General features: G+C 42.5%; 18 protein-coding genes. 13 read left to right on the top strand and 5 right to left on the bottom strand.

The features are described from left to right. Nucleotides 1–67: 67 nt before the first annotated feature. The 3 genes from rpmH to SNE_RS09400 are packed head-to-tail and all read left to right on the top strand — an operon-like array spanning nucleotide 68 to nucleotide 2,473. Complete coding sequence (gene rpmH, locus SNE_RS09390; protein WP_041419009.1) at nucleotides 68–202, top strand: 50S ribosomal protein L34; 135 nt, start codon at nucleotides 68–70, stop codon at nucleotides 200–202. After that, the gene (rnpA, locus tag SNE_RS12390; RefSeq protein ID WP_013944180.1) at nucleotides 199–579 is read left to right on the top strand and encodes a ribonuclease P protein component; all 381 of its coding nucleotides are present in this window, start codon (nucleotides 199–201) and stop codon (nucleotides 577–579) included. Before rpmH ends, rnpA begins: the two co-directional genes overlap by 4 nt. Then, on the top strand, nucleotides 533–2,473 hold the full coding sequence (locus tag SNE_RS09400; RefSeq protein WP_041419011.1) for an ATP-dependent helicase: 1,941 nt from the start codon (nucleotides 533–535) through the stop codon (nucleotides 2,471–2,473). Before rnpA ends, SNE_RS09400 begins: the two co-directional genes overlap by 47 nt. Here the strand turns inward: SNE_RS09400 and SNE_RS09405 are convergent. Further along, nucleotides 2,433–3,395 (bottom strand): thioredoxin domain-containing protein, encoded by a 963-nt coding sequence (locus SNE_RS09405; protein ID WP_013944182.1) that lies wholly within the window; start codon nucleotides 3,393–3,395, stop codon nucleotides 2,433–2,435. The genes SNE_RS09400 and SNE_RS09405 overlap by 41 nt on opposite strands. Before the next feature lie 105 nt (nucleotides 3,396–3,500). Here SNE_RS09405 and SNE_RS09410 point away from each other — a divergent pair, with 105 nt between their 5' ends. Next, complete coding sequence (locus tag SNE_RS09410) at nucleotides 3,501–3,911, top strand: DTW domain-containing protein (RefSeq protein ID WP_231919498.1); 411 nt, start codon at nucleotides 3,501–3,503, stop codon at nucleotides 3,909–3,911. Between the two features lie 100 nt (nucleotides 3,912–4,011). Further along, a complete protein-coding gene (locus tag SNE_RS09415) occupies nucleotides 4,012–4,890 on the top strand; it encodes a hypothetical protein (protein WP_013944184.1) in 879 nt (292 codons plus the stop codon). Here the strand turns inward: SNE_RS09415 and SNE_RS09420 are convergent. From SNE_RS09420 to SNE_RS09430, 3 genes are all read right to left on the bottom strand, one after another. Next, on the bottom strand, nucleotides 4,887–5,582 hold the full coding sequence (locus SNE_RS09420) for an NADAR family protein (protein WP_041419013.1): 696 nt from the start codon (nucleotides 5,580–5,582) through the stop codon (nucleotides 4,887–4,889). The two genes, SNE_RS09415 and SNE_RS09420, sit on opposite strands and share 4 nt — an antisense overlap. Nucleotides 5,583–5,663: 81 nt before the next feature. Beyond that, nucleotides 5,664–6,044, bottom strand: a complete 381-nt coding sequence (locus SNE_RS09425) for a YchJ family protein (RefSeq protein ID WP_013944186.1) — start codon at nucleotides 6,042–6,044, stop codon at nucleotides 5,664–5,666. Beyond that, nucleotides 6,044–7,231: an amino acid permease gene (locus SNE_RS09430; RefSeq protein ID WP_148259001.1), complete on the bottom strand. Its 1,188-nt coding sequence runs from the start codon at nucleotides 7,229–7,231 to the stop codon at nucleotides 6,044–6,046. The genes SNE_RS09425 and SNE_RS09430 overlap by 1 nt, the downstream gene beginning before the upstream one ends. A gap of 113 nt (nucleotides 7,232–7,344) precedes the next feature. Here SNE_RS09430 and pcnB point away from each other — a divergent pair, with 113 nt between their 5' ends. From pcnB to SNE_RS13220, 5 genes are read left to right on the top strand one after another with little or no spacing between them, the layout of a single operon-like run. Then, the gene (pcnB, locus tag SNE_RS09435) at nucleotides 7,345–8,589 is read left to right on the top strand and encodes a polynucleotide adenylyltransferase PcnB (RefSeq protein WP_013944188.1); all 1,245 of its coding nucleotides are present in this window, start codon (nucleotides 7,345–7,347) and stop codon (nucleotides 8,587–8,589) included. After that, on the top strand, nucleotides 8,586–9,341 hold the full coding sequence (locus tag SNE_RS09440) for an alpha/beta hydrolase family protein (protein ID WP_013944189.1): 756 nt from the start codon (nucleotides 8,586–8,588) through the stop codon (nucleotides 9,339–9,341). Before pcnB ends, SNE_RS09440 begins: the two co-directional genes overlap by 4 nt. Continuing rightward, the gene (lpxB, locus tag SNE_RS09445) at nucleotides 9,338–10,483 is read left to right on the top strand and encodes a lipid-A-disaccharide synthase (protein ID WP_013944190.1); all 1,146 of its coding nucleotides are present in this window, start codon (nucleotides 9,338–9,340) and stop codon (nucleotides 10,481–10,483) included. The genes SNE_RS09440 and lpxB overlap by 4 nt, the downstream gene beginning before the upstream one ends. A 48-nt stretch (nucleotides 10,484–10,531) precedes the next feature. Then, nucleotides 10,532–10,729, top strand: a complete 198-nt coding sequence (locus SNE_RS09450) for a hypothetical protein (protein ID WP_231919499.1) — start codon at nucleotides 10,532–10,534, stop codon at nucleotides 10,727–10,729. Continuing rightward, on the top strand, nucleotides 10,722–10,877 hold the full coding sequence (locus tag SNE_RS13220; protein WP_013944192.1) for a hypothetical protein: 156 nt from the start codon (nucleotides 10,722–10,724) through the stop codon (nucleotides 10,875–10,877). Before SNE_RS09450 ends, SNE_RS13220 begins: the two co-directional genes overlap by 8 nt. Here SNE_RS13220 and SNE_RS09455 read toward each other — a convergent pair. Further along, nucleotides 10,865–11,374, bottom strand: coding sequence for a hypothetical protein (locus SNE_RS09455; protein ID WP_013944193.1), 510 nt, complete (start codon nucleotides 11,372–11,374; stop codon nucleotides 10,865–10,867). The two genes, SNE_RS13220 and SNE_RS09455, sit on opposite strands and share 13 nt — an antisense overlap. 236 nt (nucleotides 11,375–11,610) lie before the next feature. Between SNE_RS09455 and SNE_RS09465 the strand changes: the two genes are divergently transcribed. Genes SNE_RS09465 through plsX form a run of 3 tightly spaced genes read left to right on the top strand, consistent with a single transcriptional unit; the run spans nucleotide 11,611 to nucleotide 13,285 of the window. Beyond that, nucleotides 11,611–12,063 carry a YceD family protein gene (locus tag SNE_RS09465; protein ID WP_013944195.1) on the top strand — a complete coding sequence of 151 codons (453 nt, stop codon included), beginning with the start codon at nucleotides 11,611–11,613 and terminating at the stop codon, nucleotides 12,061–12,063. Nucleotides 12,064–12,084: 21 nt separating this feature from the next. Then, complete coding sequence (rpmF, locus tag SNE_RS12905; RefSeq protein ID WP_079891568.1) at nucleotides 12,085–12,267, top strand: 50S ribosomal protein L32; 183 nt, start codon at nucleotides 12,085–12,087, stop codon at nucleotides 12,265–12,267. Further along, nucleotides 12,221–13,285 (top strand): phosphate acyltransferase PlsX, encoded by a 1,065-nt coding sequence (plsX, locus tag SNE_RS09470; protein ID WP_158307237.1) that lies wholly within the window; start codon nucleotides 12,221–12,223, stop codon nucleotides 13,283–13,285. The genes rpmF and plsX overlap by 47 nt, the downstream gene beginning before the upstream one ends. The last annotated feature ends 14 nt before the right edge of the window (nucleotides 13,286–13,299 follow it).

Consider the following 13,299-nt stretch of genomic DNA (forward strand, 5'->3'; position numbering starts at 1 on the left):
CATCTTTTAGACTTGTATATTTGGCCAACTTTCTGTAGAATGGCTTTTTTAATTGGAGTGAATTGTTATGAAACGCACTTATCAACCAAGCAAACGTCGACGCAAGAAGACCCATGGATTTCGTGCTCGCATGAAGACGAAAAACGGAAGATTAGTCCTCAAACGCAAACGTCAAAAGGGACGTAAAACGCTCGCGGTGTGAAGTTAAAGTTTTCTCGTTTTCAACGACTACTTTCCCGACAAGACTTCCGTGAGACATATGATGACGGGAAAAGGTATGTAGGAACAAAGATTCTTGCTCACTATCGCATGGGCAAACAAACCCATTCAAGGCTTGGAATTACCATTAGCAGAAAATGGGGAAAAGCTCACAAAAGAAACCGTTTTAAACGGATCGTCAGGGAAGCTTATCGTCAAATTTATCCTGAGCTCCCTAGCCATCTAGAACTCAATATCCATCCTCGCCATCACTTTGAGGAACTTTCTTCAAATGAAGTCGCGAGTGAATTGAAGCGTTTAGTGAAGAAAATCGGTGACGAAACTCAATCCAAATCAACAGAAAGCCGTAGTCACAACTGAGGGTTATGTCTTGATCCTCGCGGGTGCCGGAAGTGGAAAGACTCGGGTACTTGTTCATAGGATCGGACATCTCATTCGCGAAAAAGGAGTGCCTCCGACAGCCATTCTGGGGATGACATTCACCAACAAAGCAGCAGAAGAGATGCGGGAGCGAGTCGCTGGGCTCATCGGTAAAGAAAAAGCTAAGCAAGTCACCCTTTCGACGTTTCACAGTTTCTGCATGAAGATTCTACGAAAAGATATTGAACGTCTTGGATTCACTTCTCGCTTTAGTTTGTACGATGAACGGGACATGAAACGTCTCGTTACGCTTGTTGCTGAAGATTTGTTCGGAGAGCAAGACCTAAGTCCGATAGTCCATTCAGTCATGACGGCTAAAGGCAAGGGAAAACGTCCTGAAGGAAAATTGGGCGAGTTGTATGACAAGGTTCACATTGCCATGCGGGCCCACAACGCGGTTGATTTCGACAGCCTCTTGAGTTTGACGGTCGAACTCTTCAAGAATTTTCCTGAAGTCTTAGAAACTTATCAAGACCGTTTTCGCTATATCATGATCGATGAGTATCAAGACACAAATCCAATCCAATATGAGCTTGCCTCGATGCTGGCAAAAAAGTACAAGAATTTGTGCGTTGTTGGAGACGATGATCAATCGATTTATGCATGGCGCGGAGCTGAGATCCAACACATTTTGGAATTTCCTGCTGATGCTACAATTAAATTAGAGCAAAACTACCGCTCAACTTCGCATATTCTCCAAGCAGCCAATGCTGTGATTCGGAACAACTTGGTACGGCACGATAAAACACTTAAGGCAGCAAAAGAATCTGGAGACACGATTGAAATTTTCAACGCTCCGACCGATCAAGATGAGGTTGACGCAGTCATCGATCGGATTCTCCATCTGAAAGAGCACAAAAATTTGCGTTGGAAAGATATGGCAATTCTTTACCGATCCAATCAATTATCACGCCTTTTTGAGCTTAAGCTGATGAACACCTCATGGCGAAAAGAAGGCCGTTTTGTACGAGGAGTTCCTTACCAAGTTTTTGGAGGGATGGATTTTTTTGAACGAAGTGAAGTGAAAGACCTTATGAGCTACCTCCGCATCTTTGCCAATGAGCGGGATCAAGAAGCGCTACTTCGCATTGTCAATTATCCAAAACGGGGCATCTCAAACCAAACCCTTGATAAACTTACGACCTACAATAGACAAAATAATATTCCCTTACTTGAGCTCATGCAAGGAATCACCAAGCACAATCCTGACCTTTTAAACTTAATGGAAGAACTGACTCCTCAAGGAATCAAAGGAATCAACGCTTTTGTCACTCTCTACGAGAAAGCGCAAGAGCGGTTTGCAACTTCTTCTCTCAGTGAAGCTTTGCAATGGCTCGTCGAAACGATCGACTACAAAAAGACAATTTTCGATGAAGTCAAAAGTGAGAAAGCGCGAGAATTTAAATGGGAAAACGTGCAGGAGTGCATTCGCGCTTTGAATCACTACGAAAATCAAGAATCCTCTCCCACCCTGGAAGATTTTGTATCGGGCGCTTTGCTTGATAACCGAAAAGACAAGCGGAAAGAAAGCTTAGCTGATGACAAACTCAACCTGATGACATTTCATAGCGCAAAAGGACTAGAGTTCCCTGCCGTTTTTTTAATCGGGATAGAAGATAACCTGATCCCACACGTAAAAAGTCAAACCGAGCAAGGGATTGAGGAAGAAAGGCGCCTTTTATACGTTGCTTTGACACGGGCAATGCAGTATCTTTCCTTAAGCATGGCACGCAAACGGGTACGCCATGGAAAGCTTGAAGCAACCAATCCTTCCCGGTTCTTATTTGAAATTCCTAAGGAGATTCTCCGTGTGACGTCATGGAAATTCGCTTAATAAGATGCGATACTACCTCTTTACCTAAAGGTGGTGCATACCGGTATGATTCTTGGGCATGTTCAAGCGCTTCTTCTGATTTTCCATTTTCAAAAAAATGTTCTGAAAGCACCAAATGGATCCGCCAAAAGTTTTCCGATTCGTGAGAGCAAAATTGTTTGAGAACTGTTTCTAATGGGAAAGCGTTTCTCTGCTCCTGAAAGTCAAAAAGGGCAATTTTTTCACGTATCCCTTTTTCATTATGTGGATCTGATTTGAGCAAGTAGTGACGCAATTGCTTAGCATCAGGATGATTCCGATTCCCTTCATTAACTAAAGTCACATACCGCTTAAATAAAAGCTCTGGACAAACTCTTTTATCTGATGCAAATGCAACGATTTCTTCTAAAAGTGGTGCTAATCCAAGTGTTTGAGCTTCATTATAACATGTAGTGATCAATTGCTCACTTTGAGTCTCCTTTGCCAGCGCCCATTTATCAGCAAGGTGCTCATAAATGAAGAGCCTCTCTTTGACAAGGACCGCAAAATCCTCTTCAGTTGGATACCCCAAACGGGTGATTTCTTCTCCCGAAGGATCAAGTAAGACAATCGTTGGAAAGCATGTAATGTGCAACTGCTCTTTTAGACGGAAATCTTGCTCAACTAAATGGGCGTCTTTAGTGTTGAGTTCAGGAAAATCAACCCAAGCAAAGACGAGATCGTGACGCAAGGCTTTTCCTCGGTCTTTGTGGAAAAGCCACTCGCTCAAAAAGGCCTTGCTATCAGTTGACCAGTCAGAGCCGGTAAAAACAACAGCTAAGGTAATACCATTTTCTCGTGCGACTCGCTCAGCTTTTTGATAATCTTCGGTGATGAACAAGGAAGCTTCCTGCCCATAGAGGAGGCTTCCGCATAAAGTTAAAAGACAGATCCACTTTTTCATCCTGATTCTCCCTCTTGAGGTTTATCCGTAGGAGGTCTATCCTACTTTGTATAGGTTATGGATCGTTTTCTTCCCACAATAATTTTGCGTCATCGCAAAGAAAATTTGAAAAAGTGCAGCTTGCGCGGACTTGAATCGCGTGAGGATATGCAGTTTTTTACCTATCCCAAGGACCCCCTTCCATCCCTGCAGGGGTATTTTTTGCTCGCTCTCGACGCCCCAATTCTCTCGGAAGCAGACCGAAACATGGGGATCTTCTTGATTGATGGCACCTGGAAATACGCTGCCGTGATGGGACGACAAGTCCCCCCAATTGAGCGCCGAAGCCTTCCCTCAGGGCTCAAAACGAGCTACCCACGAAAACAAACGGGCTGTAGCAACCCTGAAGAGGGTCTCGCCTCTATCGAGGCCCTCTATGCTGCCTATTGCCTCACAGGCCGAGATCCCACAGGCCTCCTAGACCGCTACTACTGGAAAGATCAGTTTCTCGAAGCTAATCCATTTTTATTATTTTAAAATATTAATTATAACTAATTAATAATTAATATTAAAACTTTAATATTAAAAAATAAAATGTTATAATTATAATATTAATAAAAGTTATGAAGAGGGAAATATGGCTACATCTAGCATTACCGCGTCAAGTGGAATTAAGATTCATGGTACATTTGATTGGGAAGTTCCAGAACTTCCAAGCAAGCTACCGGAAGTAGAAGATCGTTCACCCAATATGAAATCATACGACACCTGGGCAAGTTCAACAGTTTCTCAGAAAGGCGATCGAGAAATTCTCACAAGCATCAAGTCAAACTTAAAGCACGTTTCTTATGACACCTTTCACACAAATGTAGGAATTTGTGTTCAGCAATTTAGATCAAAAGAACCAGGCCATTACATCGCATTTGTCGAGCCAGGAAAGAGTCAAACTTGGGTAACTGCTATTGCAATGGAGTATGGACTTAGACCTGATATGTTACTCAGAATCGGAGAAGAAGGAGCGAATATGCTCCCTTCAACCCTTGATGAGATTGGTAAAGAAAATTTTCCTAAAGACATACGAGACATTGTGATTGTAGATGATGGCGCTTTTACTGGAAACCAAATGGCATTTAATATCTCAAGCGCCAATCGAATCCTGACCGAAGCTTTTGGATCTCGCCCTGGGCCTTTTCACTTTCATGTGATTGTTCCCTACTCAACAGCTGTTGCCGATGCAAATATTCAAAGTGCATCTAAATCGGGAGCTAAAGTGCATCTATACACTTTGCGAGCTAAAATGCCTGTGATCTCCGATGTTATTCCATCTTCCAAACGGGCAAGAGCTTCCCAGCTACTTGGATTTATGCCAAGTCGTGTAGACTCAACGGCACTGACTTTTTTCGATCACAAAATTCCCAATTCGATGTCGTTTCCGAAAGGACTTGAAACAGCAGGATTCATTCCAAACCAGGAGCCGCCTTACAAAAAGCCCCCATTTGTGCTCGAAGACTATTAAAGGGTTGCTCTAACGAGTTCTAAAATACGGCCTAGCTGGTTAGAGTCATCACTGCGAATGGTTCCATGAGCGGTCCCCCAAAAGGGATCGCTTGTATATTCTTCTAAAGGAGCCGTTCCAGAATTTTTGAGTAAATTAGTTAAAACAGGGTTCTGGGCAAATTTCAACACCTCTAGTCGATACATTTCGTCAATAGCTGTTTTTGGTCTTTCTAAGTGACTTCCAATTGCTTTCGCTGTAGCAGGATCAAATTCTTGAACGACCTCTTCAGCAAACTCGCTCTCTTCTGCTTGCTCTGCTTTGAAAGCGACATAGCCTCCTTCTACATGAGAAAGAATTCGTCCTTTACTTTCGTCAAAAATAAGGGTTTGAAAAAAGTTAGATAGCCAACTGTATTGTTTGCTAAAAGAACTGAACTGAATGGGTTTATTATTTCCTTTTGGAGAAGCTGAAATCTTGTTTTGGGCAAGTTTTGCAGTTGTCCAGGCAGTATTAAACAATTGAATGTATTGTAAAATTTGAGCTGGGGATGCAGCGCTTAAGATTTCACTTTGATGAGAAACGAGTTCTTGCGCTGAACCAGCAAAAACATCGAGCGATATCTTGTTTGTTTCCTTAGGTGCTACCACCCATTTTTCATGTTGAACTAAATGAAGTTTCCCTGAATTAACAATCGAACCTAAGCTAGCCATCTCAACTCCCATGCTATAAAAATAAAGATCAACTAATTTTACTATTCAAACGAGTTTAATTTCAATTTCAAAAAACAAGTATCAATTAAACTCCCCTTTTACGTAATACCACTTGCCATTTATTTTTTTAAACGTGCTGAGTTCATGCATTGTGTGAACCTCACCATTATCTTTAAACGATGCCATAAATTGGACAATGCCGCTGTCTCCTTCCTCCTTGGAATTTAGAACTGTGAGTTGAATCCAAGTTGTCTTCTCTAGGGTTTTTTCTGAAGCTTTACGGTTGAACCGGCCCAGAGCGTTATCTCGCATTGTCTTTTCAATGTAATCGAGATTTCCTAGAGAATAAGCTGTGTAACGTGAACGCATCAGAGCTTCCGGAGTAGGAGCATCTTTCTTTCCCTCAAGATAAGGACCACAACACCCTTCAAATGGCTTATTTGACCCACAGGGACAAAACATTAGAGCAACTCCTTCGTCAATTCAACAATCAGTTCAAATGTGACAAAGGCCGCCAAAATCCCAAGAATGAAACGCCCTCCTGGAAGTTGTCGATGGATCACTCCATAGTCTTTAAAGTACCGTCCACGCCAAACCATGATAATCGGCAAAAGTCCTAATAAAAGGGCACAACCCACGCCACCTGCGTATCCAAGCGCTGTTAAAAAGATTCCGGGGTTATAAGCCGCAATCACAATGGGGGGGATAAAGACGAGACTGCAAAGGAGCAGTTTGCGCCAACCAATCTTAGCAATTTGCAATCCATCTGAAAGAAAATCCAAAAGCCCGAGTGTCACTCCCAAAAATGAGGTTGTTAAGGCAAAGGCGCCAAAAAATTGACCAATGAGGTAAATGGGCGACCCAGGAAAAATATGACGAAGCGGTTCGATAGCGGTTTGTCCTGCTGCTTCAGCTTCCATGAGGCCATGAGGCCCAGCGGCAGGAACAATCCCAATAATTAAAAACTGCCAAATAATATATGCCAGGAACGGAAAGGCTGTTCCAACAAGGATGGCAAAACGGACCATTTTGGGATTTCTTTCAAGGTAGGTGGTCAAACTAGGAATGATCCCTTGGTAACTAAACGAAGTAAAAATCACAGGCAGAGCCATAATTGCTGGAATCACATTGAATCGCTTGAAGTAGTCAAACTCAACCTTGGTGAATCCAAAGTAAAGAAAAAGAAAGTAAGAAACTCCTAGGCCAATCATAAGAACGACGTTAATACGATCGACAAATCGGGTCCCCATGTAAACGCAAAAACCAAAAATGGCTGTGAAAATCAAAAGTCCCAAGACATGAGGCAAGCTCCCCCCGAAAAGAGCCACAATAAAACCTCCTCCCCCTGCCACATAAGCTATGGTCAAACAGTAAAAAAGGAAGAGATAGAGGACCCAAGCAACAGCTTTTCCAACCGGGCCTAATAAATGGCTTGCCATCGAAATGATATTGGCATCATTGGGCATCCAAAGGCAAACTTCTAGGAGTAGAAGTCCTGTGCACGCACTAAAAATCCAACAAATAAGATAAATTACATAAGAGGGAAGAAGTCCAGCGTTTGCTGTGACAACGGGTAAAGCTAGCATCCCGGCCCCAATTGCGGTTCCTCCTACTAGGAGGGCGCCTCCAAAAGCTTTTAAAAAATTCATGGCCATTTCCAATAGTCAATATGAGGAAATACTATACACAATTAAAGGTTTTGGTTGAACCCCAGAGTGTAATCCTGTAATCTAGTCCCTTGAGATGATACTTTCTGAGGAATGTGAAGAAACCGAAAACCTATTCGAAAAAAGAGCATGAGATTGACGTCAATCTCATCGACCCAAAAGCGATTTATATTCTCGAAAAGCTGCGTGCTGCAGGCTATGTCGCCTACCTTGTTGGAGGTGGAGTGAGAGATCTTCTGCTCAAAAAAAGGCCAAAAGATTTTGATATTTCGACTTCGGCTAGACCTGAAGAAATTAAAGCTCTTTTTCCGAGTGCCATTTTGATTGGAAAACGGTTTCGCTTAGCTCATGTCCGATTCGGACGAAAAGTGATCGAAGTTTCAACGTTCCGGGCAGGAGATATCGAAAATGAGCAACTCATTACCGAAGACAATATATGGGGAAGCCCTGAGCAAGATGTGTTGAGGCGTGATTTCACAATCAACGGCCTCTTTTATGACTGTGCAACAGAAGAAGTTATTGATTACGTCGGAGGCTATGCAGACATTCAAAAAAAGTATCTCAGGGCTATCGGTCAACCCTATCTCCGCTTTAAACAAGATCCGGTCCGGATGATCCGCTGCTTAAAATTTCAAGCCCGTTATGGATTTGAGGTAGATGAAGAAGCGAGACAAGCCCTCATCGATTGCAAAAAAGATATCGTCAAAAGCTCTCAAGCTCGGGTATTAGAAGAACTCTTAAGGATGCTTGAATCGGGAAGCGCAAGCTCTTTTTTCAAGCTTATGACTGACCATGGCCTACTTCAACAACTAATTCCTACTTTGGCCGAGTTCTTAGAAATGCCTGAAGGAGGCGAAATATATAATTATCTGCAAGAAGCAGACGGAACGCTTAAGGAACCTCATAGACCACAATTACAGCGGCCCGTACTGGTCGCTTGCCTTGTTTTTCCTTTGCTTCAAAAGCATCTCCAAACCCATTTTATCGATCGGGAAAAAATTCCCCACCTTGGAGACATCTACTTGGAAGCTAGTGATTTGATCGATTCGGTCTTCACCACGTTTTTTAAATTACCGAGACGTCTACGTATCAGCACAATTGGCCTACTCGTTTCTCAATACCGCATCACTCCTTTCACAAAACGAAAAAAACAAATTCGGATTCCACGCGTGGCAGGGTTTGATTTGGCTTTGGAGTTTCTCAATATCCGTTCCCGGATTGAACCAGCCCTTCAAGAAACCACTCTTAAGTGGAATGATATCTATAATAAATTTGCCGAAACCAATGACCTCCCAGACAAAACAAAAAGAAGGCGACGGCGTCCTCGCAATAAACCATGAAAATCTCCCAAGTAAAGGTCTCAGATTCGTTGACATTTTCTTTCGTGGGGCCAAACCTTGAAAAAGGTCCACTGCCCACAATCTTTTATTTTGCCCTTTCCGCTAAAGACTCGTTTGAAACAGATCCCTATAATCAAGTCGTCCGCTTCCTTCAATCGGACAAATGGCGCATCTTTACAGTCACCCTTCCCGGCCACGAAGAAGGAAGAAAACCTGAAAATGCCATTTCTTACTGGGCTGAGGAAATGAACCAGGGAAATGACCTTCTCACTCCATTTTTTCAAGAGGTGGCGCGAGGAATCCAATATCTATTGCAAGAAAATTTCATTCAAAAAGATCTATTTGGATGCATGGGGCTTTCTCGCGGGGTTTTCGTTGCTGCTCATGTCGCTGCTCTTTGCCCTGAACTCCGTTTCATTTTGGGATTTGCTCCCTTAACTCGGCTGAGCTATGCCAAAGAATTTCAAAATGGTCCCGACGTCTCCCATTTTGATTTAGAAACCCTCGCTTCAAAGCTCTATGATCGAAAAATTCGTTTTTACATTGGCAACATCGATTCACGTGTTAGCACAAGAAACACATTCGAACTTGTATCCCATTTAGCAGAAGAGGCAAAAAATCATCGGATTCGCTCATCTCCAATCGAACTCATTATTGGTCCCTCGATTGGTTACCAAGGACATGGAACCGGTCCCCAAGTCTTTCAAGCAGGCGTTGATTGGATTCGGTCAATAATGGAGGCCTCACAATGAGTTACGATCTTTTTATTTTTGCAGGAGAAGCCAGCGGAGATCTCCACGGAGAAAAACTACTAAAAGCGTTGCAGGAAGCACGCCCCGACCTCAAAATTAAAGGGGTTGGTGGTCCCAGAATGCGGAAGGCTGGTTTAGATTGCTTTCTTCCCATGGAAGAGTTTGAAGTGATGGGATTCATTGATATCCTCGGTTCTTTGCCACATTTACGCAACATGTTTAAAAAAATCCGAGAAGAAATCTTAAGTGCAAAACCTCAAGGGGTCTTGTTCATTGACTACCCAGGGTTCAATCTTCGCCTCGCCCGTAGTTTAAAAAAACACAAAACCTCCTCAAAATTGCTTCACTTTGTCTGTCCAAGCGTTTGGGCTTGGGGGAAAAGGCGGATTCCCTTAATGGAAAAAAATCTCGACAAATTGATGACGCTTCTCCCTTTTGAACCTGAGCTATTTTCTCATGACCTTCTCGATGTGGAATATGTTGGACATCCTCTCATTGCTCGCATCGAATCGCATGAATACGATAGCAAATGGAGGAACCACTATGGGATTTCAGAAGATCAGAGAATCTTATCCTTATTTCCAGGAAGTCGCCAAAAAGAGCTCGAGCGCAACTTCCCCTTACAACTAAAAGTCGCTCAAAAATTTCTCAAAGAGCGAAAAGAATTTCTCCTGACTGTTTCATGCTCTAACGAAAAATTCCTCCCCTTCTTAAAAAACCATGCTGGAGAAAATGTCAAAATCATTCAAATGGATCATCTCTATGAACTCATGCGAGCATCGCATCTCGCAATCGCAACTTCAGGAACTGTCACCTTAGAGCTTGCCTTGCATCGCGTTCCAACAGTTGTTACCTATGCCATTACTACTCTAGACACTTTTCTTGCCACCAAGATCTTCCGGATTAACCTCCCTCACTATGCTCTACCCAATGTCATAGCTAAGGACGAGGTCTTTCCTGAACTTTTTGGCCCGCAACTTACAGAAAAGTCGCTTACCCAAGCGTTGCATGAACTTGCTGCTAGCCAGCTCCGCCGAGAAGCCTCTATTCGTAAGTGTGAATCGTTAAAGGAAAACCTTGGACCAAAGAATGCTTCAAGAGAAGCTGTAAAAGCAATTTTACAAACACTAGAACTATCCTAATTATGTCTCGAGTCGATATTGAAAAATATACTCAAACTACTTCAAAAGTTGAATTTTCGGCTGCGCCAAAACGCTGAAATTGATGAAGAGGACATTGATGATAAAAACATCCTGTCATTATCTGATCGTCTCGTAGGAATGCTCATCTTTGAAAAGGTTTCTCAAATTAAGATTGACAGCCAACTTAGCCAACTCCCTTTTGAACAAAAAACAGAAGGTGATATTCTGCACCTTGAAGTTGTTTGAGTATAAAGAAAATCAAATCTCTCTCCTCATTAGATGGTACGAAGAAAAGATAGAAGATTTCCAAGAAGAGATTACCGAATTAGAGCTGAGAGCTGAAAAAGTCTACTGGGAAAATCTTCCTGAGTTGGGAACCAACTACAACAAGTGATTGAGAAGAAGTGGAGCACCTTTTTCAGAACCAAGTTTGACTAGTCCTTTGTCTAAAACCCCAATTTGAAATATTTCTAGATGTTCTAGAGCATAATATCCACCACCTAAACAAGTCATTCCGCTTATGAAATGCCACAAAGAACCCGTTCCTATGCAATGAAGAAGTGTTCGAGCTCCATAAGCAAGGCCATAAAAACTTGCACCTGCGACGAGCGAGGCTGTCGATGAAATGGATCCTAGAACAATTGTCGTCACCGCGCTCCATCCTATGTAACGAACAGCACAGAACCCACCTGTAAAAAGGGCGATTTGTAAGGCTCCTCGGATCATCTTTTGCGCTTCTTCAGTTGCTCGCTGTCCTGCTTCACACTTCAAAAAAGACTCAACAGATTGGCTCGGGCCTCTTTTTTTCGCAAGAACTTGAATATCTGATATTCCATATACGATTTCTCGCAAGGGCCGAGGAATTAAATCTCTTACTTTAAAATTGTTCATTATAATCTCCATAAACCGGAGTAATAATACCTAAGGCACAGATAAAAAACAATATCATCAAGCTCATTTTAAAAAAAGTTATATACTCCTTCTTAACTGCGCTGTTTTTCTCTCTTTTTTTGAAAAAACTCAAAATCTTAAACCTTCTTGAGCATAAATTAAAGGCGACCTTGATCTTTATCGTTTTTTCGGTTAGACTGTGAGTCATTTTTAGAATTCCCTTTATTTGAGGACTGATGGAACCTGAGTTAAAGGTTTATCTTGACAGACTCCAAGGAGGGAAGACAGAGATCATCAATTTGACTCTTTCTTCAACTTTCATGGATGTTGATGAAGCCGACCTGAAATTCAATGACCCGGTCATCATCAAGGGAAAAGCCTATTTGGCTAATGAGCATCTTGTGATTCACCTCAAGGTCGAAACAAAGGCTAGGATTCCGTGCGCTATCTGTAATAAAATGGTGCAGCTATCGGTCCAAGTTCCTGAGTTTTACCATACTGAAGACATGGAAGAGGTGAAAGGGCGAGTGTATCATTATGCCAACCCATTAAGGGAAGCCATCCTCCTAGAAGTTCCTCTGTTTGGAGAATGTTTGGATGGATGTGCAGAGAGGAAAGAATTAGAAAAATATAAGCCCTCAGAAGGAAATACAGACAGTGTTCAATTCCCTTTTGCGGATTTGACATAATTTGAAAGGAGAATAGAAACGATGGCAGTTCCAAGAAATCGCCATTCTAATGCACGAAAAAACTCTAAACGGGCGCATCACGCAAAGAAAGAAAAAAATGTCTCAAATTGCTCAAACTGCGGAAAACCAAGACTCTCCCACAGGTTGTGTCCATTCTGTGGCCACTACGGAGGAAGAGCGGTTATCACCGAAGGGCAAGAGTAAAATTCCGCTTGTTGGGATCGACCTCTTGGGGGGTGATAACAATCATCCCGAATTTATTATAGAGACCTTACATGGTATTTTTAGTAAGGTTAGAGATCCCTTGCGCTTGCTTGTTTTTGCAACACCAGATATTCGCAACTGCATCGAAAGCTTTCAAGAGCTTCACTCGGGACTGCTTCCCACTGAATCTCTCTGTTTTTTTGAAGTTGAAGAAGTTATCCATATGGATGACGATCCTTTGCTTGCAATCAGACGAAAGAAGGAAGCCTCAATGTGTGTTGGGATGCGCCTCTTAAAGGAAAAAAAGATTGATGCCCTTGTTTCCACAGGAAACACAGGCGCACTGATTGCTAGCGCTCGAATGTACCTTCCTCTGCTCGAAGGAATTCAACGCAGTGCACTGATTACTCTCCTCCCCACAAAGAAATCTCCTATTGCTGTTCTCGATGTCGGAGCCAATATTGAATGTATGCCTGAGCATTTGGTGCAGTTTGCCCAAATGGGCCTCGCCTATCAGAAAAGCAGAGGAATTCTTAACCCACGCATTGGTCTACTCAACATTGGAACCGAGGAAAAGAAAGGCCGTGGGGATCTTCGCGAAACTTACAAACTTCTTCAAAAATTCAACTCTCCAAATGAAGCTCCTGTTTTTATTGGAAACGTTGAAGGAAAAGAAATTTTTTCTGGTAATGTCGATGTTTTAGTCACAGATGGATTTACGGGAAATGTCTTTTTGAAAACATCAGAAGGAATCTCTTCTTTTATCCTAGAAACTTTGCATGAAAACCAGGCAATTTTGCCTTTTTCAAAGCCTCTTCTCAGTCGCCTTGAAAAAGAGCTTTACTCAGCTGAATCCCCCGGTGCAATTCTTTGTGGCACCGATGGGATCATCATGAAATGCCATGGCGATGCAAATCCAGAAGCTTTGATGAGCGGAGTTCAAGGGGCTCTTAGACTGATCAACGGGCGCTTCATCGCGAAAATGAAAGAGCAGCTTGCAAACCTATCTCGAGACTGATAGTTTTTGCTAGG

Source organism: Simkania negevensis Z, from assembly GCF_000237205.1.
Lineage (GTDB): Bacteria > Chlamydiota > Chlamydiia > Chlamydiales > Simkaniaceae > Simkania > Simkania negevensis.

What these genes read in the sequence shown, in the direction of transcription:
- rpmH (WP_041419009.1), top strand. Translation starts at nt 68, where the DNA reads ATGAAACGCACTTATCAACCAAGCAAACGTCGACGCAAGAAGACCCAT.
- SNE_RS09405 (WP_013944182.1), bottom strand. Translation starts at nt 3,395, where the DNA reads ATGAAAAAGTGGATCTGTCTTTTAACTTTATGCGGAAGCCTCCTCTAT.
- SNE_RS09415 (WP_013944184.1), top strand. Translation starts at nt 4,012, where the DNA reads ATGGCTACATCTAGCATTACCGCGTCAAGTGGAATTAAGATTCATGGT.
- SNE_RS09420 (WP_041419013.1), bottom strand. Translation starts at nt 5,582, where the DNA reads ATGGCTAGCTTAGGTTCGATTGTTAATTCAGGGAAACTTCATTTAGTT.
- SNE_RS09425 (WP_013944186.1), bottom strand. Translation starts at nt 6,044, where the DNA reads ATGTTTTGTCCCTGTGGGTCAAATAAGCCATTTGAAGGGTGTTGTGGT.
- SNE_RS09430 (WP_148259001.1), bottom strand. Translation starts at nt 7,231, where the DNA reads ATGAATTTTTTAAAAGCTTTTGGAGGCGCCCTCCTAGTAGGAGGAACC.
- SNE_RS09440 (WP_013944189.1), top strand. Translation starts at nt 8,586, where the DNA reads ATGAAAATCTCCCAAGTAAAGGTCTCAGATTCGTTGACATTTTCTTTC.
- lpxB (WP_013944190.1), top strand. Translation starts at nt 9,338, where the DNA reads ATGAGTTACGATCTTTTTATTTTTGCAGGAGAAGCCAGCGGAGATCTC.
- SNE_RS09455 (WP_013944193.1), bottom strand. Translation starts at nt 11,374, where the DNA reads ATGAACAATTTTAAAGTAAGAGATTTAATTCCTCGGCCCTTGCGAGAA.
- SNE_RS09465 (WP_013944195.1), top strand. Translation starts at nt 11,611, where the DNA reads ATGGAACCTGAGTTAAAGGTTTATCTTGACAGACTCCAAGGAGGGAAG.
- rpmF (WP_079891568.1), top strand. Translation starts at nt 12,085, where the DNA reads ATGGCAGTTCCAAGAAATCGCCATTCTAATGCACGAAAAAACTCTAAA.